Here is a 24,198-nt window from a genome sequence, read left to right as displayed (position 1 = left end):
GAGCGGCTGGAGCAGCTCAATCTGTATTGAGGCATAGCCGCCTGTGGCGGCACAAGAATTGGGGCCGCGTCAGCGACCCCGCTAGCCGCTTTGAGCGGCTCACATAATGAAGGCCCCCGGCTTTGCCGGGGGATTGTTACTATAAAAATTAACAAAATCGCCAATTCGCAAAGGGAAGTTGTTTTGGAATGCAATAAAAACAAGCTGGCAATTGTGGGGTTTGCCTTTCGTTTTCCCGGCGATCTGGTTGATGAAGTGTCGTTCTGGCGTTCGCTGCAGGCGGGCAGCGATCTTGTGACCCAGATTAATCCCGAGCGCTGGGCGACCGATGTATTGCAGCATTCCAAGCGTAGCGAGGCTGGCCGGAGTGTGACTTTTTCGGCCGGAGTACTGTCGCGAATCGATGAGTTCGATGCGGGCTTCTTCGGTATTTCTCCCCGTGAAGCCGCCTGGATTGATCCTCAGCAACGTTTGTTGCTGGAACTGGCGTGGGAGGCCATGGAAAACGCCGGTGTGCCGGCCTCGCGCCTGGCGGGAACCGATTGTGCCGCTTATGTCGGTATCTCCGGACTGGATTACGGTATTCGGGCGCTGGATGACCTGCCGAGTTTTTCGGCGCATACCATGACCGGTAACACCTTGAGCATTGCCGCCAACCGTTTGTCCTACGTCTTCGATCTGCATGGCCCCTCGATGGCCATCGACACAGCCTGTTCATCGTCACTTGTGGCGCTGCATCAGGCCTGCAACTGCCTGCAGGCCGGTGATGCTTCGATGGCGCTGGTTGGTGGTGTCAACCTGCTCGCCCATCCCTATCCCTTCGTGGGTTTCACCAAAGCTTCCATGCTGTCGGCCGGGGGGCGGTGCAAGACATTCGATGCATCCGGCGATGGTTACGTTCGTGCCGAGGGTGGGGCGGTTCTCCTGATCAAGCCGTACGAAGCGGCAGTCAACGATGGCGACCAGATTCATGCGGTCATTCTTGCCTCAGGCAGTAACGCCGATGGCGGGCGCAAGACCGGTCTGACTATTCCCAGCGCGGAAGGCCAGATCGAACTGATGCGTAATGTGCTTGCCAAAGCCGGGATTGCCCCGGAAAGAGTTGCCTATCTCGAAGCGCACGGTACCGGCACAGCCATTGGCGACCCGATTGAAACCTCGGCCATCGGGGCGGTTTATGGGCAGACCAGACCCGTAGACAACCCGCTACCGATCGGTTCGGTAAAAACCAATCTTGGGCACCTTGAGCCGGCTTCGGGCATGGCCGGGTTGGTCAAGGCCTTGTTGGTTCTCAAGAACCGCACCGCGCCCCCGTCCATACATCTGTGCGATCCCAATCCCAGGATCGATTTCGATGCCTGGCGCCTGAAGCCGGTCACTGAATCAATGCCACTCTCGGCACCGGGAGGCGCGCCGCTTGTCGTTGGTGTCAATTCATTCGGTTTCGGTGGTGCCAACGCGCATGTCCTGTTGCAGGAGCATCCCTCAACCTCAGTGGTGCCGCATGTCTGGCAAGGCGGGGAGTTGCCTCCCTTGGTGCTGTCGGCGCGCAGTGAAGCTGCGCTCAAGGCACTGGCAGACTGCTATGCCGAGATGCTGCAAGGCAAGCAGCCAAGTGCTTATTACGATATCGCTTACGGGGCTGCCTATCGGCGCGACAGACTGGAAAAGCGCCTGATCCTGCAGCCGGAGGGCGTTGACCAGGCGGTCCGTCTCCTGCGGATGTTCGCTCAGGGAGAGCAGTCGTCTGACCTCGTTCGCGAAGACGCGCCGCTGGAAGAGGGCGGCATTGCCTTCATCTATGCTGGTAATGGCGCTCAATGGGCGGGTATGGGGCAGCTTCTGTTCGCTGAAAATGCCAGGTTTGCCGAAATCGTGCGCGATCTTGACCAGAGAATCCGGCCGCTAGCCGGTTTTTCCGTCATCGATGAACTGATGGCTGATCCTGTGAATTCCCGTGTGGACGAAACGGGAGTTGCACAACCCCTGTTGTTCGTCATCCAGGTGGCCATGACCACCCTGTTGCGCGAGGCGGGGTTGGCTCCCGCTGCCGTGACCGGCCACAGCGTAGGCGAGGTTGCCGCGGCCTGGGCGGCCGGTGCGCTGACCATCGATGAAGCAGTACTCGTCATCTGCGCGCGCAGTGCCGCGCAGGCTAGAACTCGTGGTGCCGGGCGGATGGCTGCGATCAGCCTTGCCGAACCCGAAATGCAGTCATGGCTTGCCAGTGGTGAATGGCCGGATGTGGAGATCGCCGGCGTGAACAGTCCGCAGAATCTCACGCTTTCCGGCCCGCTGGTGCAACTTGAGGCGCTGGCGGCTGCTTGCCGGTCGCGCAGTATCGTGTTCCGCTTGCTCGATCTCGATTATGCCTTCCACAGCCGCGCCATGGACCCGGTCAGGGATGAACTGGCCAATGCCCTGGCGGGATTCGTGCCGACTCCGTCGCGCGATGCATGTTTTGTTTCATCCGTGACCGGAGCACCGAACGACGCTGCTCTGGCCGCTGCCTACTGGTGGGACAACGTCAGGCAACCGGTTCGCTTCCGGGAAGCAATCGCCGCCTTGCTCGAGATGGGCTGCCGGACTTTGGTGGAAATCTCGCCCCATGCCATTCTCCAGCGCTATCTCAAGGAATGCGTGACGGAAAAGGCAGTCAAAGCCCAGGTGCTGGCGTCCCTGCGCAAGAACGACGATGGCGAGGATCGCGTTGAGCAACTTGCCCTGAGGCTGCATCTGCTCTCTTCCGAAGATACGCTGAAAGCGTATTTCCCGGTCGTCGCGCCGCACGTTTCGCTACCGGCTTATCCCTGGCAACGGGAAAGCTACTGGCTACCCCATACCTCGGAAGGTTATCGCCTGATCGAACGCCAGCGGGTGCATCCACTACTGGGCTGGCGTTTGAAGGAAGTACAGCATGGCTGGGAGAACATTCTCGATCCCAGAACACAGGAATGGCTGGCAGATCATCAGGTAGGTGGTGCGGTTGTACTGCCCGGTGCTGCGTATGTGGAGATGGCACTGGCTGCTGCCCGCGAGATTTTTGGCGATGGTACGCAGGAAATTGAGGAAATCGATATCGTCTCGCCGGTGGTCTTCGACGGTGAACATGGGCGCAGCATCCGTTTCGAGTTCAACGAACGCGACGGAAGTTTCCAGATACGTAGTCGCCAGCGACTTTCCGAAGATGAGTGGATGCTTAATGCCGCAGGACGCTTGCTGGGTGCCGTTGCCGGCTATCAAGTGCAATCCCTTGCTGTGCCGATAGCACCGGAAATCCGGATCGATCACGCTACGCACTACCGGCTTGCCGCGTCTTTAGGGCTGGATTACGGCCAGGTGTTCCGCGGGTTGACCGCCGCCTGCCTGAATGAAGACTGCCTGAGCGGGGGCTATCAGTTACCGCCTGATGTCAAGGAAGATACCGCCAACTGGATACTTCATCCAGGAATCCTCGATGTCTGTTTCCAGTCGCTGCTGGATTTTTTTCAGGCGGAAATCGAAGCCGGGCTCGGCCTGCCTCTGTTGCCTGTCAAGGTGGGGCGTTTGCGCTGGCTGTGCCAGGGCGAAATCGCGGAATTCCGTACGTGCATTCGCCGGCGCGGATTACGCTCGGTGCTCGCCGATTTCGAATTGCTCGATGCGCAGGGAAAGTCCCTTGCCGTATTGACCGGCTGCCGTTTCCGGGCAGCTTCCTTGCGTCGGACCAGACTTACCGAGGCGGCCTGCTGGGAAATCGTTCCGGTCGTTCAGCCGGGGGCGCTGGAGAGTGCCTCGGCGCTCCTGCCCACGGTCCAGGGGTTGCTGGAGCAACTCAGAACGTGGTTCGTCGAACAGGAGTCCACCATCCGGCGACAGTCGTATTTCGACGAAGCGCAGCCGCTCTTCGACGCGCTGGTCACCGCATTTGTATACGAAGCCGTGCAGACAGCCGGCACCGAAGCAGGCAACACCTTTTGGCAACGCCTGGAGAGTGCCAGTCGCGATGGCGACGAAACCAGCCGACTGCTCGCCTGGGCCAGGGATCTGCTGCAGGAGCAGAACTGGCTGCAGCAGCAGGAAGGTGTCTGGCAACTCATCGATGCCGACATGCCGCCTGCGGAGGATATCTGGCGCACTCTGCTGGCCGAATATCCGGCCAGTACCGGCGAACTGATCCTGATCGGGCGCCGCGGCCGACAGTTGGCCGATCTCCTGCTTGAGCGCATCGACCCGTCGACCCTGGCCCAGCAGTTGTCGAGAAGTCAGCAACTCGAAACCCTGTACGACGATGCCTTGTCCTACCTTGGTACCCGTCTTGCCGTTGAGCGTTTGCTCGAATTGCTGGCAAGCCAGCAGGCGGCGAATCGTCGTTTGCGCGTTCTCGATTGCTCGGCCGGGTTGAGCGAACTACCCCGGGTCCTTGGGCACCGGGTAGCCACCGACAACATCGATTATGTCCTGGCCCATGGCGACAACGAAGCCTGCGACCATCTCCAGCATGAATACCAGAACGACAGCTGGATCACCGTTGCCGGGCTTGATCACGAAAGCATGTCGCTCAAGGCAGGGCAGCCAATTCCCCGGCAATTCGATGTTGTCCTGCTGCGCCACGTGCTAGGCACCGCCATCCGGCCGGATGCTCTACTCGCTTTCGCACGTTCCAGACTGGCTGACGGCGGTTTATTGATCATTGCCGAGCGTCAGTCCGACCTTGCCACCGATCTGGTCTGGGGAATTTCGCGATTCAGTTCGCCGGCAAGTTGGGAAATGCAACTGGCCCGTCTTGGCTTTGAGGATGTGGAAACCTGTCGCGAGCCGGCCGGTGAAGATAGTCCGGTGGGCTGTTATCTGGTGCTCGGCAAATGCGAAACCCGGGAAGCGACAGAGGTGCGGTCGGAAAGTGCACGATGGCTGATTCTGTCGGGTGACGATACCGGCAAGGAAACGGCTGAAGCATTCGCTGGGCAACTGAGTGAGCAGGCGCAGCTGGTGCAGCACCTGGAAACGGGGGCGCAGTTGCTCGATCGTGCCTCGGCCGGCGCCCTGATCGAATCCAGTCAGCGTGAAATGGGAGCATTGATCGACCATGTTGTTTTCATTGCGCCCGTCCGGCACGCGGATGATGTCGAACTGCCGGTCGAAGCGCTGAATCTCGTCCTCGCCTTGAGCACTTCGGCCAAGCCCACGAAGCTCACCCTGGTTACCCGTGGCGCGGTGCCTGTAGACGATCTTGTGCCTGCGCCATACCGTCATCCCGCCCATACTGCGCTGTGGGGCTTCGGACGGGTGGTGATGAACGAATACCCAGGACTGACCTGCCGGCTCATCGATTTTCCCGGTAAGCATAAGCCCGTCAATGTTGCCGAACAATTGGTGACCGAATGTCTCGCGCAGGATGGCGAAAACGAGATCGTCCGGTTTGAAGATACCAGGCATGTCCTGAGGATGCAGTCAGCGCAGTTGAAGGAGACGGCCGCACAGCAGAATGCCGAGCCGCGTTTCCGGCTCGATTTCCGGGTGCCAGGCCAGTTGCGCAATCTCCTCTGGCTGGCTCAGCCCGAGCGGACCTTGGCGGCAGACGAGATCGAGGTCAGACCGGTAGCCACCGGCCTCAACTTCCGCGACATCATGTACGTGATGGGATTGCTGCCCGATGAGGCGGTCGAGCATGGATTTGCCGGCGCCAGCCTGGGCCTGGAATTTTCCGGCGTCGTTACCCGGGTTGGGGATAATGTCCGGGAATTTACGCCCGGCGATGCGGTGATGGGCTTTGGTTCAGCCTGTTTCTCCAGTCATGTCGTCACCCGTGCCAATGCCTTGACGCCCAAGCCACAGGCCTGGACATTCGAAGCTGCGGCAACGGTACCGACCGTTTTCTTTACCGTGTATTACGCCCTGCGCCAGCTCGCCAACCTGCAGCCGGGCGAACGCGTACTCATTCATGGCGGTGCCGGTGGGGTCGGGATCGCAGCGATCCAGCTCGCCCGTCATCTCGGGGCGGAAGTGTTCGCCACTGCCGGCAGTGAAGAAAAGCGCCAGTTCGTCGAATTGCTGGGTGCCGACCACGTGTTCGACTCGCGCAATCTTGCCTACGCCGACCAGATTCTTGCATGCACAGGCGGCGAGGGGGTCGATGTCGTCCTCAATTCACTGGCCGGCGAGGCCATCCGTCGTAATCTGCATGTCCTGCGTCCCTTTGGCCGTTTCCTCGAACTTGGCAAACGTGACTTTTTCGAAAACACGCCGATCGGCCTACGTCCCTTCAAGGACAACATCAGCTACTTCGGCATTGATGCCGACCAACTGCTGATCGCTCGTCCCGAACTCGCTGCCCGGCTGTTCCGCGAGGTCATGGCCCTGTTCGACAGCGGCGCCTTGTCGCCGTTGCCGGTACGTGTATTCCCGGCCGAGCGGGTGGTCGACGCCTTCCGATACATGCAACAGGCCCGCCAGATCGGCAAGGTCGTGGTCACCTTCGAGGGGGCCGGGTTGCCGGTGCAATCCATGGCTGCACCAGTTGCAGAAATTGCTTTTGATCCGCAGGCGGCGTATCTCGTCACCGGTGGCTTGTCGGGGTTTGGCCTTGAAACTGCCCGCTGGCTGGCCAGACATGGGGCAGGGCAGATACTGCTGCTCAGTCGGCGGGGAGACCAGACCCCGGGCGCCAGCGAGGCGCTTGCCTCGATTCGGGCGCTCGGTGCTGAAGCGCTTGCCCTGGCCTGTGATGTTGCCGACGGCGAAGCCCTTGCGCGCGTGCTCGCCCTGCCGGGGCTCAAGCCCATCAAGGGTGTGTTCCACGCAGCCATGGTCATCGACGATGCGCTGATCAGCAACCTGGATTCAGATCGCATGCGGCAGGTGCTGATTCCCAAGGTGCGCGGTGGCTGGAACCTGCATACCCTGACCCGGGAGATGGCGCTGGATCATTTCGTGCTGTACTCATCGGTGACCACCTACATTGGCAATCCGGGGCAGGCCAATTACGTGGCTGCCAACGCCTGGCTGGAAGGGCTGGGCTGCATGCGTCGGGCCGAAGGCCTGCCCGTAACCTGCATCGGCTGGGGGCCTATCGGCGATGCCGGTTATCTCACCCGCAATCAGGCGGTCAAGGATAGTCTGGCCAGCCGTCTGGGGGCGGAGCCGCTGTGCGTGGAAATGGCCCTGCAGATGCTCGGGCGTGCGCTCAGTGCGCCGCAGAGCAATGTTTCCATCGGCGATTTCCAGTTCAACGCACTTGCCCGTTTGTTGCCCTCGGCACAGGGGCCGCGCTTCATGACCTTGCGTCGCCAGGGGGGAGATGCCGGGGGCGCGGAAAGCCTCGAAGATTTCCGTGCCATGATCGAAGGCAAGTCGCAGGCTGAAGTGCAGGGCATCGTTGCCCGCCTTGTTACCCAGGAAGTGGCACAGATTCTCGCCGTCAGCCCGGATCGGGTCGAGCCGGCGCGCTCGCTGCACGACCTTGGCCTGGATTCGCTGATGGGGGTGGAATTGGCGCTCGGCCTGGAAAAACGTTTCGGGATCCAGGTGCCGGCCATGATGCTCAACGAGGGGCCGACGGTCGAGCGTGTGACTGCGCGCATCATGGAACGCCTGTTTTCCTCTGTGCCCATGGAGGAATCCTCCGATGAACTGGCTGTTGCCGCCCGGAACATTGCCACGCAGCACGGAGAGTCGGTTTCCCAGGAAGAAATTGCGGCTATCATTCGGGAAATCGAACCAAAGGCAGATGGCGGCAAATGAGGGAAAATCGGAGGATATTCGCTAGCAGAGGTGGGGTATGACCCGGCAGAGTCAGGGATTGGTCGGTCAGGCCCGGGAGCAACTGGTCAAGCGTTTTCTACTCAGGCGCAACCAGCAGGAGGCTGAGTCGGGCGGGCTGCTGCCGCAGAATCCAGCGCTGGCGCATGTGCCGGACAAGTTCTGTTCCTTCGAGAAGTTCGCCGAGTACGAGCGAATCAAGCTGTCCCGGTTTGGTGCACGCAAACTCGGCGTCGAAAATCCCTTCTTCAAGGTTCACGACGGCGTAGCCAATGCCACGACACAAATCGACGGCAAGACCTACATCAATTTTTCAAGCTACAACTACCTGGGCCTCTCCGGCGACCCGCGAGTCAATCAGGCAGCCAAGGAGGCCATCGACCGCTATGGCACATCCGCTTCGGCCAGCCGCCTGGTCGCTGGCGAGCGCCCGGTGCAGCAGGAACTGGAACGCGCCATTGCAGACCTGTACGAAGTCGATGACTGCATCGCTTTCGTCAGCGGTCATGCTACCAATGTCACCACGATTGGCACCTTGTTCGGTCCCAAGGACCTGATCGTTCACGACAGTCTCATTCACAACAGCGTTTTCGAAGGCATCAAGCTCTCAGGTGCAACCCGCCGGGCCTTCAGTCATAACGACCCGGAATCGCTGGAACGCATTCTTGCCGAAATCCGCGGCAACTTCGAGCGTACGCTGATCGTCATCGAAGGCCTGTACAGCATGGATGGCGATATTCCCGACCTGCCGCGATTCGTCGATATCAAGCAGCGTTACAAAGCCTTCCTGATGGTCGACGAAGCCCATTCCCTCGGCGTGTTGGGTGAAACCGGGCGCGGCCTGCGCGAACATTTTGGTCTGGCCGGTAAAGCGGTCGATATCTGGATGGGCACCCTGAGCAAGTCATTTGCTGGCTGCGGCGGTTATATCGCCGGCGAGCAGGCGCTGATCGACCACCTGAAATATGCAGCCCCGGGTTTTGTCTATAGCGTTGGTCTGGCACCCATGCTGGCTGCCTGCTCGCTCAAGGCCATCCAGTTGATGCTTGAGGAGCCGCAGCGGGTCAGCGGCCTGCGCGAACGTGCTGCCTATTTTCTTGACCGGGCCCGGCAACAGGGAATCGATACCGGCCTTTCGCAAGGGTATGCGGTCGTGCCGGCGATTATCGGCAGTTCGCTCAAGGCGACCAAACTCTCCCAGAAACTGTTCGGTCAGGGGATCAACGTCCAGCCCATCATTCATCCGGCCGTCGAGGAAAAGGCGGCGAGATTGCGTTTCTTCATCAGCATGACGCACAGCCAGAAGCAGATTGACGAAGCGGTGTCGGCCTTGGGAGCGCTTCTCTGATGTCAGAACCCCGGCGTTCCTCACTAGCCATCATGTTGTCCGCCTGGCAGGCGCTGTTCCTGCGGGAAGCGCTTGCCCGCATCAGCGGCGGCCGGGCCCGCTGGTTCTGGGTGTTGTTCGAGCCGGTGGCGCACAAGGTGTTCATCATCATCCTGATGGTGACCGTGCGTCAGCGAGTGGTTGCCGGAATGGATGTGGTGGTCTGGGTAACCCTGGGAATCCTGGCTTTTTTCATGTTCAGGCGTCCGGCATCTCAGGGGATTGAGGCGATCAACGCCAATAGCACCATGTTCGCCTACCGCCAGGTCAGGCCTGTCGATACGGTCATTGTCCGGGCGGCGCTGGAGGCCTTCCTGATGATCCTCATCGGTATCCTGGCCTTCGCCATCCTGGCGCTGTTCAACCGCAACATCGTTCCCGACGATCCATTGATGGTTGTTTCGGCCATGTTCGGCATGTGGTTGTTTGGCCTGGGGTTTGCGCTGGCATTGTCGGTGCCCTGCGAGTTGGTCGATGAAATCGACAAGCTGGTCAAATTCCTGATGATGCCGCTGTATTTCCTATCCGGCGTCATTTTCCCGATTACGATGGTGCCTTACCCCTTCAACCAGTGGCTGCTCTACAATCCGCTCTTGCATGGCGTCGAAGCGGTGCGGGTCGGTTTTTCCCGCAATTATCACGCAATGCCGGGGCTCGATCTGGGCTACCTCTATGCGTTTGCCGTCTGCCTGATCTTCATCGGCCTGGCGATGCACGTCCGCTTTGTCACACGCTTGATTGCCAAATGATCGTCGTCGAAGACCTATACAAGCGCTACCTGACCGATCATGGACCAGGGAAATGGGTATTGCAGGGCGTTTCTTTCTCCATCCCGCGCAACGTCAGCGTGGGGCTGGTGGGACGCAATGGGGCCGGTAAATCGACCCTGCTGCGTTTGATTGGCGGCGTCGATCATCCCAATCGCGGTCGGGTAGAGCGTCATTGCAGCGTATCCTGGCCGATGGGCCTGGTTGGAGGGCTGCACCAGACCTTGACCGGGCGGCAGAATGCGAAATTCGTCTGCCGCATTCATGGCCACGATGAAGACATGGAAGAAAAAATCCGGTTCATCGAGGATTTTGCCGAAATTGGCGACGCCTTCGACGAACCCGTGCGGACCTATTCTACAGGCATGACCTCGCGGCTCAAGTTCGGCATTTCGCTGGCCTTCGATTTCGATGTTTACATCTCCGACGAGGTGACATCGGCGGGGGATGCAGCCTTCAAGAAAAAAGCTTCGCAGGCCTTCAGTCAACTGGTTGACCGCGCCGGCCTGATCATGGTCTCGCACAGCGAAGGCACGCTGCGCCAGTTCTGCCAGGCTGGCATCTGGTTGCACGAAGGGCGGGCCTACTGGTTTGACAAGCTGGAAGATGCCCTGACGCATTACAAGGAAAGTATTGCATGATCGAGAGAATCAAGAATTTACCCGCCACACAAAAGGCGCAGGAATGGATGGGGAGTGTCCAGAACCTTCTGGCACCGGCTCTGTTGCGCCGCCGTACCTTCCGCGTGGCTGCCGTTGCTATCCTTGGCGCGATCGTTTATTGGGCGCTGATTGCTTCTGACCGTTATGTGTCCGAAGCGCGGGTCGTCATCCAGCGTACCGATATGGCCGCCGGCGCCACGATGGACATCGGCACCCTGCTGACCGGCGCTTCTGGGGGGAACCGGACCGACCAGCTGATGCTGCGCACCCACCTGCAGTCGGTAGACATGCTCAACAAGCTCGACGCCCAGCTCAAACTGCGCGCCCACTACAGCGACAGCGAACATGACATGTTTTCGCGCATGTCGGCTTCTGCCGAACAGGAACATTTTCATGAGCATTTCCTCAAGCGTACCAGCATCGAACTCGACGAATACGCCGGCGTCCTGGTGATCCGCGCTCAGGCCTACGATCCGGCAATGGCCCAGGCCATTGCCGATACCCTGGTCAAGGAGGGCGAGCGTTACATGAACGAACTGGGTCACATCATGGCGCGCGATCAAGTCGATTTCCTGGAAAAGCAGGTTGCTGAAATGAGCGTCAAGGCGCTGTCCAGCCGGCAGGCACTGCTTGCCTTCCAGAGCCGCAAAGGCATGCTGTCGCCGCAGGCGCTCGCAGAAAGCCTGCAGGGCACGATCAACAAACTGGAAGCTCAAGCGACCGACCTCAAGGCCCGACGCGCTGCACTTCTGGGTTATCTGACGCCGCAGGCGGCCGGTGTGGTCGAGCTCGACCTGCAGATTGCGGCCATCGAGAAGCAGATCGTCGAAGAGCAGGCCAGGCTGACTTCCAGCAAGGGACAGCCGCTCAATACGGCGGTCGAGGAATACCAGCGCCTGGAAATGGCCGCCAAATTTGCCGAGGATACCTACAAAACCGCGTTGGTGGCGTTGGAGAAGGGGCGGCTCGAAGCCTTGCGCACGCTCAAGAAGGTTTCCGTGCTGCAACAACCGACGCTGCCGCAATACCCGCTGGAGCCGCGACGTTTCTACAACATCATCGTATTCGTGCTGGCGGCATTGATTATTGCCGGGATCATCCAGTTGCTTGCCGCCATCATTCGTGATCATCAGGACTGAACCATGCCCATGACACTCAAGAAATTATTTTGCATTGCCGGGTTGTGCTTTGCCGCTTCGGCCATCGCGGCGGACGACAGCATGTCGCTCAGGCCATCCAGTGCGCTGTCGATTACCGCCAGCCAGGCCGGCAATACCGGTGCGGTCATCCGCGAGCCGGCCATCGCGCAGGCGAACCGGAATGTCGATCCTGCGAAGGTTGCCAGCAATCAGGGCAATCCGGCCAGCGGTGCGCATGCGGTCAACGAACGCAGCGAGGTGTTTGGTGCCAATCTTTTCACCGGCGCGTTTGCCAAACAGAGTCCGGGGCGTTTCAACCCCGATTACGCCATCATGATCGGCGACCAGATCCAGGTGCGGATCTGGGGCGGTTTCCAGTTTGACAGCCTGGTCGAGGTCGATCCTCAGGGCAACCTCTTCCTGCCCCATGTGGGGCCGGTACGGGTGCTCGGCGTGGCCAACCAGAACTTACAGGCCGCAGTTGAAGCGGCTGTACGCAAGGTTTTCCGGGCCAATGTCTACAGTTACGCCAGCCTGGCGGCTCCCCAGCCGGTGCGGGTGTTCGTTGGCGGCAACGTCAACCGACCCGGGTTGTACAATGGCACCAGCATGGACAGCCTACTCTCCTATCTTGATCAGGCTGGCGGTATCGATGCCGACCGCGGTTCCTTCCTCAAGGTTGAAGTCAAGCGCGGCAATCTGACCCGGGCGACGGTCAATCTCTATGATTTCCTGATCGAAGGCCGCATTCCGCTCGTCCAGCTGGCGGAAGGCGACGTGATTTTCGTCCCGCCGCGTCAGTCCACGGTCAATGTGCGCGGCCTGGTCGCCAATGCCAAGCGTTTCGAATTCTTCAGCGGGCAGGCCAGAACCGTGGCCGACCTGGTCAAGTTGGCCAAACCCAGGGCCGAGACCACGCATGTGCGCGTCGTCCGAAATACCGGTGACGTTGCGAATACCGAGTATTACCCGCTGGAAAAGGCTGGTGAAATCGCGCTACAGAATGGCGACGATCTCGAATTCACCGCCGACAAAAAGCCCGGCACGATCACCGTGCGCGTTGAGGGCGAGCACGAAAGCGCCAAGGAATATGTCCTGCCCTATGGTACCCGCCTGGGCGAATTGATGAGCCGGATCAGCTACAGCGACCGTTCCGAGTCGGATAAGCCGCAACTTTTCCGTCTTTCGGTCAAGGAGCGGCAGAAGCAGATGCTGGCGATGTCGCTGAAAACACTCGAATCGACGGTCCTCACTGCCCGCTCTGGGACAGCCAGCGAAGCCGGACTACGTGCCGAAGAAGCCAAGTTGATCCTGCAATGGGTGGATCGCGCCAAAGCCATCGAACCTGTCGGCCAGGTCTTGATCGCCCAGGCCGCCCAACGTAATCAGTTGCTGCTCGAAAACGGCGACATCATTCGCATTCCGGTCCGGGATGGCCTGGTCCTCGTCGGCGGTGAAGTCCTCTTCCCGAATGCCGTCGCCTTTGACAAGAAACTTGACCTGGACGACTACATCAAGGCAGCCGGTGGTTATACGCAGAATGCCAACACCTCCCGGGTGGTTGTGGCTCACCGCGATGGTAGTTTCGAAGAGGGCAAGAAAGCCACGCTTCTGGCAGGCGACGAAATACTCGTTCTGCCCAAGGTGGATATCAAGTCGCGTGAGATTGCCAAAGACATCATGACCATGGTTTATCAGATCGCGATTGCGGCGAGGGTGGTGATTGGACTTTAAACCCATAACGCTCCATTAAGCGCATTACATAATTAGTTGCCTGTATATGTTCCATTCTCTCGACGAAGTCTCGCAAACGCTGAATAGCCAGCCAGAGGGTTTTGCCACAGGGTTTGCCGGCACACTCTACTGGTTTTCCAGCGAGCGGCGGACAGTGGCGGATCTGATCGAGATGGCCAAACCCACACCGACTTCGACGCATGTGCGGGTAGTTCGAAACTCAGGCGATGTGACCAATACGGAATACTTCTCTCTCGATCAGGCATACCGGGTCGAACTGATGAATGGCGATGCGCTAGACTTCACCGCCGACAAAAAGCCGGGAACGATTACCGTACGTGTCGTGGGCGAGCACTTGAGCGCCCAGGAGTATGTTCTGCCCTATGGCGCCCGTCTGGGGGAGCTGATGGAGCAAATCAAGTACAGCGAACGTTCCGATTCGGAAAAACCCCAACTGTTCCGCCTCTCCACCAAGGAGCGCCAGAAGCAGATGCTGGCGGTTTCACTGAAAACACTCGAATCTGCAGTGTTGACCGCAAGATCCGGCACTACCACAGAAGGAGAATTGCGTACAGAAGAAGCAAATCCGATTCTCAAATGGGTCGAGCGCGCAAAGTCACTCGAGCCGGCCGGCCAAGTCGTTATTTCCAAAGCCGAGCAACGCAATGGCCTGCTGCTGGAAAACGGAGACGTGATCAAAATTCACGCCAAGGATGGCCTGGTCCTGATTGGCGGCGAAGTGCTATTCCCGAACGCGCTAGCTTTCGACAATAGATACGACCTTGACGACTACATCAAGGTGCCTGGCGGCTATACGAAAAATGCCGATACCTCGTGCATTGTCGTAGCGCACCGTGACGGTAGTTTTGAAGAAGGCAAACGTGCCGAGATCGTTGCTGGTGATGAAGTGTTGGTGCTGCCCAAGGTGGATGTGAAATCTCGGGAAAATTGCCAAGGATCTGAAGCAGATGGTTTATCAGATCGCAATTGCAGCGAGGGGGGGATTGGTCTGTAAAGAAGGGAAAACGCGCATGCTCAAGAACGCGGATTTAATCAAAATGCCAAATTTTTGAAGGCTGGCACAGTATTATCAAAATAAAATATTAGATAGCAATATATATTTGCTTTGTTTTTATATATTTTATTGGAAAGCGTGTCTAAATATCCGATGCTGATCATATCGACGTCAATTTAGTTGGGCTCGACGTGAACAAATTTTATGTTTGTTTTTTGTCTTTTGGCATGTCATATAATACAAATTATATTGAAAACGTTGCGATATGGGATGCTGCACGATAATGCCAAGATTCACGTCTTATGAAGTGTGGGCGGAAACCTTGCAAACAGAAAAGCCGGCTTTATACGTTCCTGATGAGGCTGTCAGCAATAAAATCATCAATAACCTAGTTAAACTGGGAGTTGCAGTTGGCGTAAGAGTTGAAATGGAGCCTAACTATATTGTGGGAAATAATATTCAACCAGAAGAGGTGCCTAACCAAATTGTTGTTGGATCCCGTGTGTCTTCTAAAAGCGTAGTGAAAGATTTATCTATTATTTTCTGAATAGAAATAATGCAAACATAGAATGGTTGGAATAAGATGGCCGAAAAAATTATTGTTAATCATGTTATGTCGCAAGAAGTGCGCAGTGGGATATTTGAAAGTATAATTTCATATTTCAAAAAATTCTCTCCTGGAAATATAACTCATGTCCAATCAAAAGATCCAATAGATGAAGCCGATATATGGCATTACCATCGGCCACATTTGGAGAGAAGGTTAAAAGCTAATTCGGTTGTAACTGTGCATCACGATTTAATGGATAGTGATGGCTGGCTAAATTATGAAAGTTTCCATCCAAGATATTCTGAGGCAAAAAAAATAATTTGCCTAAACTCGCTTCAGAAGAACTATCTGCAAAAACAAGGGTTGTTAGAAACAGTAATAGTGCCTCATGGTTATAATCCTGAGGTTTTCTCCGGTGCGCAGCAAAAACAAATAAAATCAAAATATAACATACTAGTTACATCTAGACGATATGGCCGCAGAGTAAAAGGCGAAGCATATTTTATTGAGCTACTTCAGTGGCTTGATAATTCTAAATTTTCATTCACTCTTGTTGGTCAAGATCGATCAATTGATAGATATTATTTAAAAAAGTTTGGCTTTGAATGCAAGACATATGAGCGATTGCCATATCGAATCTATCGTCATCTTTATGACTCTGCAGATTTTCTATTAATGGCCAGTCTTCATGAAGGCGGGCCTGCAAATATTCCTGAAGCGGTTGCTAGCGCAACACCCATTATTTGCAACCCCGTGGGCATGGCATACGATATGGTGCAGGATGACTTTAATGGAATCATTCTTTCTATGTCGCCAAAGCGGGATGCTGAGAAAATAAATTCAAATGCTGGTGATAATGTTTGGATTGAACGAATTTTTCGAAATTGTTTTTCAGAGTCAAAGTTGAGTCGAGCGATAACTTGGAAAGAATCTGTTCTAAGGAACTGCGAAATTTATGAGGAGTTTTTGAAATGAGGTTTTTCTCTCCCGACTCATTGCATGTGAACAGAAAAAATTTTCAGTCAATACATGATTTTATGGAGGAAGGTAAGCACGAATACGTGCAATATTCCAAGTTAAATCACTTGATTGCAAAATACGGTGATTATAGAAAAATGCCATCGGAGATTAGTGCAGAGAACGAAGTCTACTCTCAGTTCGATTTTTCCATGCTGCTCGAGGCGCAAGTTCATGGGATTAATTTATTTGATGTATGTAGGCTGGAGTTGTTGTCATATCTGGCAGCGGATTTGGAATTTGCAAAATATGGAAAAGTTTTTACTAAAAACAATGTTTTTCAATTCGCTTTTGATAAACATCGATCAGCGCTAATTTTAAATATATCGGCAGCTGCATTTTGGATTAAACACTGGAGAAAATATCTAGAAACAGCGCCGGTTTATGATGGTGCGCTTATATTTTCGGGGTCGCTTATTTATTCCAGGTCTCTCATTGAGCTATTAAAACTAACTCCAACTAGGGTTTTTATACTTGAGACGTTTTTTACAGGGAACGACTATTATTGTGAAGAACGATTTTCATCATTACCTAATGCATCATTGTTGTCGTCTAGAAATTACTATGATGCTATTTTTGTTGAATCGGATACGTGGGAGAAGGATAGGGCTAAGGCAATAAATAAATATATTCTTTCGGATAATTTGAATGTTAAACAGCCAGCGCCCACAGGGCGTTATCTGTTCGACGCCGACGGATTTGTCTTGGTGATAGGGCAGGTTGTTAATGACTTTTCAATTATTGGCTACCATGGAGGAGCGTTTTCATCGATCGCAATATATTCGGAGTTTATCCAAAAGCTATTGGATAAATCCGATAAAAAAATTGTTTTTAAAGCGCACCCCTGGGAAAATAAAAAGACAAACTTAAAAAGCCCTGTTACAGCCGACTTTCTTCGAGAGAATTTTTCAGATTATTTAGGTTCTCGTCTCTTGATTGTTGAAGATCACAGTCTAGAGGAATTGTTTGATCAATCAAATTGTGTGGTAATTATCAATTCCCAATCGGGTATAGAGGCAGCTTGGCACGGTATAAAACCAATTACTCTAGGTGAACCTTTTTTCGGAAATAAAGGATTCACTATTGATTTCGATGTTAACCATATCGATCAAGCTGTCGAGCATGTAATTAACCACAATCGTGAAGCTTATTCATTAACCCTCGATGAGTTTGATCGTTTTGAATTGTTTCTTGTCAAATCGTTGGTTTATTCATTAGTTTCAAAAAATAAGTCCGGTTTAATACAGTTGCGAAAAATTTTTGCGCCATTCGATTACATAAAGTTATCTATCAAGGGAAAGCCTTCAGTTGAAAATAATATGATTGCAGCCCCGGAAGTGATAAGTAAAACCGTGTCTGATAGGGGGGGTAATAACATGCTTGAAAATGTTGCGGCTACAAATCAAATCACACTTACGTCATTTGAGCGAAAATGGAGAAAGTTTAAGCGTGACCCTAAACGTTTCTTTGCTGATAGCAAGAATCCGTTACTGCGCCAAATAGCTAAACTATGTTGAAAACCGCTATGATTGCTGATTTGAATTCAGTTGTTTCAAAGTATGAAGATACTCTTTTGGGGAAAAAATATTTATTCGTCCCTTGTGATAATTCCGATAAGCTTCTTGTTTTGCTCAGTGCCCATAACCAGAAAAACCGCTATTTTTTGTTGAGAGCCTTTCTTGAGGAACAAAATATAAATCTTCTGTTTATTACCGATCCAAAAAATACGTGGTATTTAGATGAAGATAAGGGTGAAGTTTATAATTCAATTTTAGGTAAAATTTTTTCCCGGTTTGATCGTAAAAATATATATATATTTGGATCGTCGATGGCGGGTTATGCGGCGATTCATTTTTCTGTATTGAACAATGTCAATTGTCTTGCATGCAATCCACAGGTGAGCTTGGATCTATCACTTGATTATGGTTGGCATGAGCTTAATAAAAACATGCTGAAAGTTTTAAGCAACGGCGGGGCGGTTCAAATTGAGTCTCTTCTTGATAATTCTGTTTACGACTCAGTAATGTGCATTGTGCATGGCCATGCACCAATCGATGTAGCTAACGTTGAATTAATTTTAGGCTCTTCAACGCCTATTAGGAAGCTACTCATCTATACGCTTGATACTGATGACCATGCAATGCCTTTCGGGCGGAATGTCGCTAAGATCTATGAAGTTATTGACTTAATGGGAAGGTTTTCTAATTTTGAACTAAGCTTTCAGGATCAAACCCCTCAAATCGGAGTCTTGCGAGAAAATAGAAAATATGCGGTTTTTAATAAGCAATCAATTCCCTATCGGTATTTGTCCCAACGTGACTCTTCTACCGCATTGAGTTGGCAACGTCGGCATACTGTGGAATTACCGGGAGCTTATTTCATAAGAGATGTTGGATATTATAATTCGGTTGGCGCGCTGTCGGGCGTATTGTGTTCATATGATGGGGATAGGTTTTTCCCATTATTGCCTAAGTCGGGGATGACTGGGCTGTCTTACTTGAGCCTTCCGAATTCCCATGATGTTTTATTAAAGAATAATGACTTTCTTTTGGAAGGGTTATGGGTTCGTGTCCCAAATGGCCAGAAATTGAGCTACTTTGCTACTTCTGGTTTTTCAGCAAATTATCTAGATTCAAAGAATGTTTACATTAATTGGGAGCTTGGTTTCCTGCTAAAGTCTCGATTTAAGGAAGGGCATTTTGTTACTTGTTATTTAGATGTGGAAATTGATCAGGGATCAGTTACTCTTAGTTTGGGGGCATTTGGTAATGCAGGATATTATCAGTCAAATAAGGTTATTGAAAAAAGTGGCCGCTACGTTTTGACGTTCCAAGCTGTAAATATAAAGATTGGTCATCGCGACTCTCTTTTTGCCAGAGTCTATTTTTTGCCTGATGCTATCGATAAGATAGTGAAAATTAATAGCATGGCAGTTGTGCATGGATTTTTTCCTGACATCACGTTTTTCGATAACTGTCCGTAGTGATTTTTGATTTCTTTAGGTCAGCTTAATAATTTGGAGGAGGTTGTGATTAAGATTTGTGGAAATTTTAGCGTAGAAAATTACAATCCTTTTGTTCTCTTCGGTGGCGTTAATGTACTAGAGTCACTGGATTTTGCATTACATACCTGCGCAAAATTTGTTCAAGTTACAAATAAGCTCCATATACCTTATGTTTTTAAAGCCAGCTTTGACAAAGCCAACCGCTCATCTATTCATTCCTATCGAGGGCCAGGGCTTGAAGAAGGGCTAAGAATTTTTGAAGCTGTCAAAGCGGAGTTCGGTGTCCCGATAATTACCGATGTACATGAACCTTGGCAAGCCGCTCCGGTGGCTGAAGTGGTCGATGTGCTACAGCTGCCGGCGTTTCTTGCGCGGCAGACTGATCTGGTGGTAGCCCTAGCCAAAACGGGGCGTGTAATCAATATCAAGAAGCCGCAGTTCCTGAGTCCCACGCAGGTATTGAACATTGTCGAGAAATTCAAGGAGGCAGGTAACGATCAGCTTATCTTGTGTGATCGTGGAACGTGCTTTGGCTACGACAATCTGGTGGTCGATATGCTGGGCTTCGGCGTAATGAAGAAAGTTTGCGGCGATTTGCCCATTATCTTTGACGTTACACACGCGCTGCAGCAACGTGATTCCTTGGGTCTGGCTTCCGGTGGTCGGCGAAGTCAGGTGCTCGATCTGGCTCGTGCGGGTATGGCGGTTGGTTTGGCCGGGCTTTTTCTTGAAGCGCATCCAAACCCTAATGAGGCAAAATGTGATGGCCCCAGCGCTTTACCGTTGCATTTGCTGGAGCCGTTCCTTGCCCAGGTGAAGGCAGTTGACGATCTGGTGAAGTCGTTTCCGCCGCTGGTAATCGAATAGGCGGCGCTATGCAACGTGTGGCGATAGTTATTCCGGCGCGGTATGGTTCGCTGTTTCAGCACGGCACTCCCCAACCTTGCGGAAGCGCGTCAACGATTCGGGGATTTCATTCTTCCAGTTTGGCGTAAGGATAAGGAATTGGCTTGTCGCCAATTGACGGAGCAGGCGGGTGTGACGCTCGATCAGACTGCCGGTGTTGGCGATGACAGTATTTTTTAATTCGGGCGATAGATTTGTCTCGGCAATGAACGAGGTTGCCCAATAAGCAACCGTAAATGGGGATGGAAAAATGGATGCAGTCGAGTTGGCCCGGCAGGTAGTTGCTACTGAAATTGAAGCCTTGCAAGGCATGGCTGCGCGTCTCGATGGCGATTTTGCAAAAGCCATCGAAATCATCAGGCAGGCTCGCGGCAGGCTTGTCGTTGTCGGTATGGGAAAATCCGGCATCATCGGGAAGAAAATTGCCGCGACGCTTGCGTCTACAGGGACCCCGTCATTCTTTGTGCATCCCGGTGAGGCCTTTCACGGCGATTTGGGGATGATTAAGCCTATCGACGTGGTTTTGATGATCTCCAATAGCGGAGAAACAGAAGAGTTGATCCGCTTGCTGCCATTCATGGAGCACCAAAAGAATCCGGTTATTGCCATGACCGGAAAACCGGAATCGACCCTGGCTCGCTACGCCGATGTGTTGCTCGATGTCTCGGTTCCGCGGGAGGCATGTAACAACAATCTAGCGCCGACCAGTTCGACCACAGCCACCTTGGTGATGGGCGATGCGCTTGCCGTTGTCCTCTCGACATTGAATGGTTTTCAGCCGGAGGACTTCGCCCGTTTTCATCCGGGCGGTAGTTTGGGCCGGAGGTTACTGACACGTGTGGCGGATGTGATGCATCGAGGAGCCTTGCCTTTCTGTAGCAAAGGTGAATGCTTCAAGGATGTCGTTCATACCATTACCCGAGGGAGATTGGGTTTGGCGATCGTCATGGACGGAAGCGTTCTTCAGGGGGTTATTACTGATGGCGATATTCGGCGGGCTTTTGATCGTTCGGATGATCCTTTGAGGATGTCGGCGGCTGATTTGATGACGGCTAACCCGTTGTCTATCGATCAACAAGAACGTTTTTCCGTGGCAGAACATCGGATGCGCGAAGCCAAAGTAAATTCGCTGATCGTTTTGGATGAGGCGAGCAAAGTAGTTGGTGTGCTGCAGATCTACGATCTTAGTGATCAGGTGTCTGCGTGAAGATTTTCTGAGTGTGACCATAACGCTTCCATCTTTGTATTTGAAGATTATTTTGTGATTCTGATCACATCTCGTGGAATAGAAAAAATTGCCGGGTTGCCCGAATTGATCGGGCAACCCGTGTTGCGCTTTCGACGTGGTAGAGAGCAAGGTGCACAGGCGGTTGCAGGTTGGGGTATGAAACCGACGGCTGTCTCCGCGCATGAGTTGGCGGAAGCTTTGGGCTTACCTTATTGGTCGCTTGAGGATGCCTTTTTGCGATCTGTCGGTGTCGGGCCGACAGAACAGACGCTGTCCCTGGTCGTGGACGACTTGGGTATTTATTACGATGCCAGCCGGCCTTCTCGCTTGGAGGCCTTGGTATTGCGGCCCTTGTCTCCGGCTGCTACCCAACGGGCATTGGCCTTGGTGCAGGCTTGGCGCGTAGCTGGGGTTTCCAAGTACAACTACGCCCGCGATCTTTCGGTGTCGCTGCGCCAGCCTTATGTGCTGGTGGCGGACCAAACTTTTGGTGATGCTTCGATTCGTTATGGTCTGGCCGATGCCGTCTCGTTTACCCACATGCTTGACGCTGCCTTGGCTGAAAATCCCGATTCAACGGTGGTTCTCAAGGTGCATCCGGAAGTCATGCTGGGGCGTAAAAAGGGGCATTTTGATGTTGTTGCCCTGCAGAAGCATCCTCGTATTCTGGTACTTGGCGAGGATGTGCACGCAGCCAGTCTGATTGCCGGTGCTGAGGCGGTTTATGTCGTGACTTCCCAGATGGGTTTCGAAGGTTTGTTGTGGGGTAAGCGCGTTCGTACCTTCGGCATGCCGTTTTATGCCGGCTGGGGATTGACTGAGGATGAACTGCCTGCGCCGGCGCGGCGGCGTCCCGTTCCTTTGGAAAACCTCGTTCATGCTGCGCTGGTCGATTACCCGCATTATGTCGATCCCGAAACCGGGAAACGTTGCGAACCGGAGCGCGTGATCGAGTGGATGGGGTTGCAGCGGCGGATGCGTACGCGCTTTCCGGCAGATTTGTATGCGGTGGGTTTCTCGGACTGGAAGAAACCCATCATCCGGGATTATTGCCAGGGCAGCCGTGTGCATTTCGTCAAGAAGCTGGAAAAAGTGCCAGACGGCGCCATGGTGATTGCCTGGGGAACGAAGGGGCTGGCATTGCTCGGGCAGCGGCCGGTGATATGTCTGGAGGATGCCTTCCTGCGCTCGGTCGGGCTGGGGGCTGATCTGGTTCGACCTTTGTCGTGGGTAATGGATACGCAGGGCATGTATTACGACGCGACGCGGCCGTCGACGCTGGAGTCGCTGTTGCAATCGCATGTTTTTGACGAAGCCTTGCTCAAGCGCGCAGCCGCTTTGCGGGAGCGCATCGTTGCTGCCGGGCTGACCAAGTACAACGTGGGCTCGGGGGGCTGGCAACGCCCGCCGGGCAAGGCGCGCGTGATCCTCGTTCCCGGCCAGGTGGAAACCGATGCTTCAATCGCCTTTGGCGCACCGGAGGGCGTTTGTCAGGTACGGCGGAACATGGACCTGCTGCGCGCAGTGCGGGTGGCGAACCCGAATGCCTGGGTGGTGTACAAGCCCCACCCGGATGTATTGGCCGGTTTGCGGGTGCGTGGGCAGGATGAAAAGCAGGCGCTGCAATGGTGCGATGAACAGGTGACGGATGCCAGCATGGGCGAGATGCTGGCGCAGGTGGATGAAGTGCATGTGATTACCTCGCTGGCAGGCTTCGAGGCCTTGTTGCGCGGCAAACGAGTCGTTTGCTACGGGCAGCCGTTTTATGCCGGCTGGGGGCTGACCGAGGATATTGCCCCGGTGGCTCGGCGAACGCGACGCTTGGCGCTGGACGAGTTGGTCGCCGGGGCCTTGATTCTTTATCCCGCGTATGTGAGCCGGACAACCGGGCGCTTTACAACGCCGGAGCGGGCGCTGGATGAGTTGCTGGCCTGGCGGGAAAGCGGGCCAACGACCTTGCCGTTATGGCGTAGGGCGTTGCGTGTGGTGTTGCGGCTTTACAAGCGTTAATTCTTGGTCGTGGGTTTTCGGAAGCATTCGGTGACCAGAGTCGATGAATCCGAAACACCACCCTCGCAGATCAAGCTGACAAGCTTGCTGGCGATTTCAAGATGCAGTTTGCTGCCGTCGGCTGTTCGGCGGATGGTTTCGGCCTGGGTGCTTTGCTGGCTGGTAATACGAGCCTGGAAGGATTGGGGCAGGGGGAGTTTTCCGAACAAGCTCAGACGTTTGTGACGCTGGCTGATGATCCGGTGGCGACGATCACGTTGTGCTGAAATCCTTACGGCGGCAGCGACAAGGAAGTCGGGCCAGTGAGTTTGCCAGAGTTGACAGGTAATTTCGTCACAGTTGGCGAGATAGGCCTGCAACAGGTTTGTCCGGTTTTTTTCCGTGCGACAGAAGGGGCGCAGCAATAGCGTACCAAGCTCAATGCCGGCCAGATCGTAGGCAAGGAATTCATAGTCGATGAGTACCGCCTGCACACTGGGCGTGACGATGATGTTTTTTGGGTGAAGGTCGCCGTGGGTCAGGCTGAATTCCGTGATCTTGCCAAGCCGTTGCTGGCTGTCCTCCAGCCATTTTGCTTGTGCCGGCTCGACTGTCTGCATCAGTGATGAATAGGCGCCGGAGACGTCGTGCCACGGGGGAATCAGCAGGTGGGCGCGGGTATTGTTGCGTAGCCGGTGAAGGCGGGCGAGTGCCTGCCCCAGTGAGGAAAAAATGGCCGGGTCGATATTTTTGTTCGGGATTTGTTCGCCGGTTTCGTAATGAAGTGCCACCCAGTTGCTGCCCAGCCAGCCGGGCAGTTTGCTGGTTGAGCTTGCTGCGATGCGCTGCAAGCCGGTGTTGGCGTCACGGTTGTTGAGAATCTGCGTGAAACGCCGGGCCAGCTGCCGGTTGGGGAAGCTGTAGAGAACGTATTTTGCGTCATTGAACTCGACGATGCGCTTTTCAAAACTGGCCCGGCGCGTGACCTGGATGATCGTGGCTCGGGGGGAAAGCAGGTCCTTCAATGTCGGATTCATGCGGCGAGTGCGGCGCGGGCTGC

Annotated in this window: 15 protein-coding genes; 14 read left to right on the top strand and 1 reads right to left on the bottom strand. The window is 54.3% G+C overall.

Translation table 11 applies throughout. The features are described 5' to 3' along the window. Positions 1 to 183: 183 nt before the first annotated feature. The 14 genes from Q0799_RS09160 (at position 184) to Q0799_RS09095 (ending at position 23,159) form a co-directional block, all read left to right on the top strand. On the top strand, positions 184 to 7,722 hold the full coding sequence (locus Q0799_RS09160; protein WP_298397439.1) for a type I polyketide synthase: 7,539 nt from the start codon (positions 184 to 186) through the stop codon (positions 7,720 to 7,722). Positions 7,723 to 7,759: 37 nt separating this feature from the next. Continuing rightward, on the top strand, positions 7,760 to 9,088 hold the full coding sequence (locus tag Q0799_RS09155; RefSeq protein ID WP_298397436.1) for an aminotransferase class I/II-fold pyridoxal phosphate-dependent enzyme: 1,329 nt from the start codon (positions 7,760 to 7,762) through the stop codon (positions 9,086 to 9,088). After that, positions 9,088 to 9,876 (top strand): ABC transporter permease, encoded by a 789-nt coding sequence (locus Q0799_RS09150; protein ID WP_298397433.1) that lies wholly within the window; start codon positions 9,088 to 9,090, stop codon positions 9,874 to 9,876. The genes Q0799_RS09155 and Q0799_RS09150 overlap by 1 nt, the downstream gene beginning before the upstream one ends. Next, complete coding sequence (locus Q0799_RS09145; RefSeq protein WP_298397430.1) at positions 9,873 to 10,535, top strand: ABC transporter ATP-binding protein; 663 nt, start codon at positions 9,873 to 9,875, stop codon at positions 10,533 to 10,535. Before Q0799_RS09150 ends, Q0799_RS09145 begins: the two co-directional genes overlap by 4 nt. Beyond that, entirely contained in the window at positions 10,532 to 11,695 is a 1,164-nt protein-coding gene (locus Q0799_RS09140; RefSeq protein WP_298397427.1) for a hypothetical protein, read from the top strand. The genes Q0799_RS09145 and Q0799_RS09140 overlap by 4 nt, the downstream gene beginning before the upstream one ends. Before the next feature lie 3 nt (positions 11,696 to 11,698). Then, positions 11,699 to 13,429: a polysaccharide biosynthesis/export family protein gene (locus tag Q0799_RS09135; RefSeq protein WP_298397424.1), complete on the top strand. Its 1,731-nt coding sequence runs from the start codon at positions 11,699 to 11,701 to the stop codon at positions 13,427 to 13,429. Between the two features lie 46 nt (positions 13,430 to 13,475). Beyond that, entirely contained in the window at positions 13,476 to 14,444 is a 969-nt protein-coding gene (locus Q0799_RS09130) for a hypothetical protein (protein WP_298397421.1), read from the top strand. A 283-nt stretch (positions 14,445 to 14,727) separates the two neighbouring features. After that, a complete protein-coding gene (locus tag Q0799_RS09125; protein ID WP_298397417.1) occupies positions 14,728 to 14,991 on the top strand; it encodes a hypothetical protein in 264 nt (87 codons plus the stop codon). 36 nt (positions 14,992 to 15,027) lie between these two features. Next, a complete protein-coding gene (locus Q0799_RS09120) occupies positions 15,028 to 15,969 on the top strand; it encodes a glycosyltransferase (RefSeq protein WP_298397414.1) in 942 nt (313 codons plus the stop codon). Continuing rightward, a complete protein-coding gene (locus tag Q0799_RS09115) occupies positions 15,966 to 17,528 on the top strand; it encodes a hypothetical protein (RefSeq protein ID WP_298397411.1) in 1,563 nt (520 codons plus the stop codon). Before Q0799_RS09120 ends, Q0799_RS09115 begins: the two co-directional genes overlap by 4 nt. An 8-nt stretch (positions 17,529 to 17,536) precedes the next feature. Continuing rightward, complete coding sequence (locus Q0799_RS09110; RefSeq protein WP_298397408.1) at positions 17,537 to 18,994, top strand: hypothetical protein; 1,458 nt, start codon at positions 17,537 to 17,539, stop codon at positions 18,992 to 18,994. A gap of 33 nt (positions 18,995 to 19,027) precedes the next feature. Further along, the gene (kdsA, locus tag Q0799_RS09105; RefSeq protein WP_366940772.1) at positions 19,028 to 19,882 is read left to right on the top strand and encodes a 3-deoxy-8-phosphooctulonate synthase; all 855 of its coding nucleotides are present in this window, start codon (positions 19,028 to 19,030) and stop codon (positions 19,880 to 19,882) included. 289 nt (positions 19,883 to 20,171) lie between these two features. Next, positions 20,172 to 21,128 carry a KpsF/GutQ family sugar-phosphate isomerase gene (locus Q0799_RS09100; protein ID WP_298397402.1) on the top strand — a complete coding sequence of 319 codons (957 nt, stop codon included), beginning with the start codon at positions 20,172 to 20,174 and terminating at the stop codon, positions 21,126 to 21,128. A gap of 54 nt (positions 21,129 to 21,182) precedes the next feature. Next, a complete protein-coding gene (locus Q0799_RS09095) occupies positions 21,183 to 23,159 on the top strand; it encodes a hypothetical protein (RefSeq protein WP_366940770.1) in 1,977 nt (658 codons plus the stop codon). On the opposite strand, the gene Q0799_RS09090 is transcribed toward Q0799_RS09095, so the two are convergent. Further along, the gene (locus Q0799_RS09090; protein ID WP_298397399.1) at positions 23,156 to 24,175 is read right to left on the bottom strand and encodes a phosphotransferase; all 1,020 of its coding nucleotides are present in this window, start codon (positions 24,173 to 24,175) and stop codon (positions 23,156 to 23,158) included. The two genes, Q0799_RS09095 and Q0799_RS09090, sit on opposite strands and share 4 nt — an antisense overlap. Between the last annotated feature and the right edge of the window lie 23 nt (positions 24,176 to 24,198).

It is taken from the genome of uncultured Azonexus sp. (genome assembly GCF_937982035.1).
GTDB lineage: Bacteria > Pseudomonadota > Gammaproteobacteria > Burkholderiales > Rhodocyclaceae > Azonexus.
This window is presented reverse-complemented; position numbering and strand designations above follow the sequence as displayed.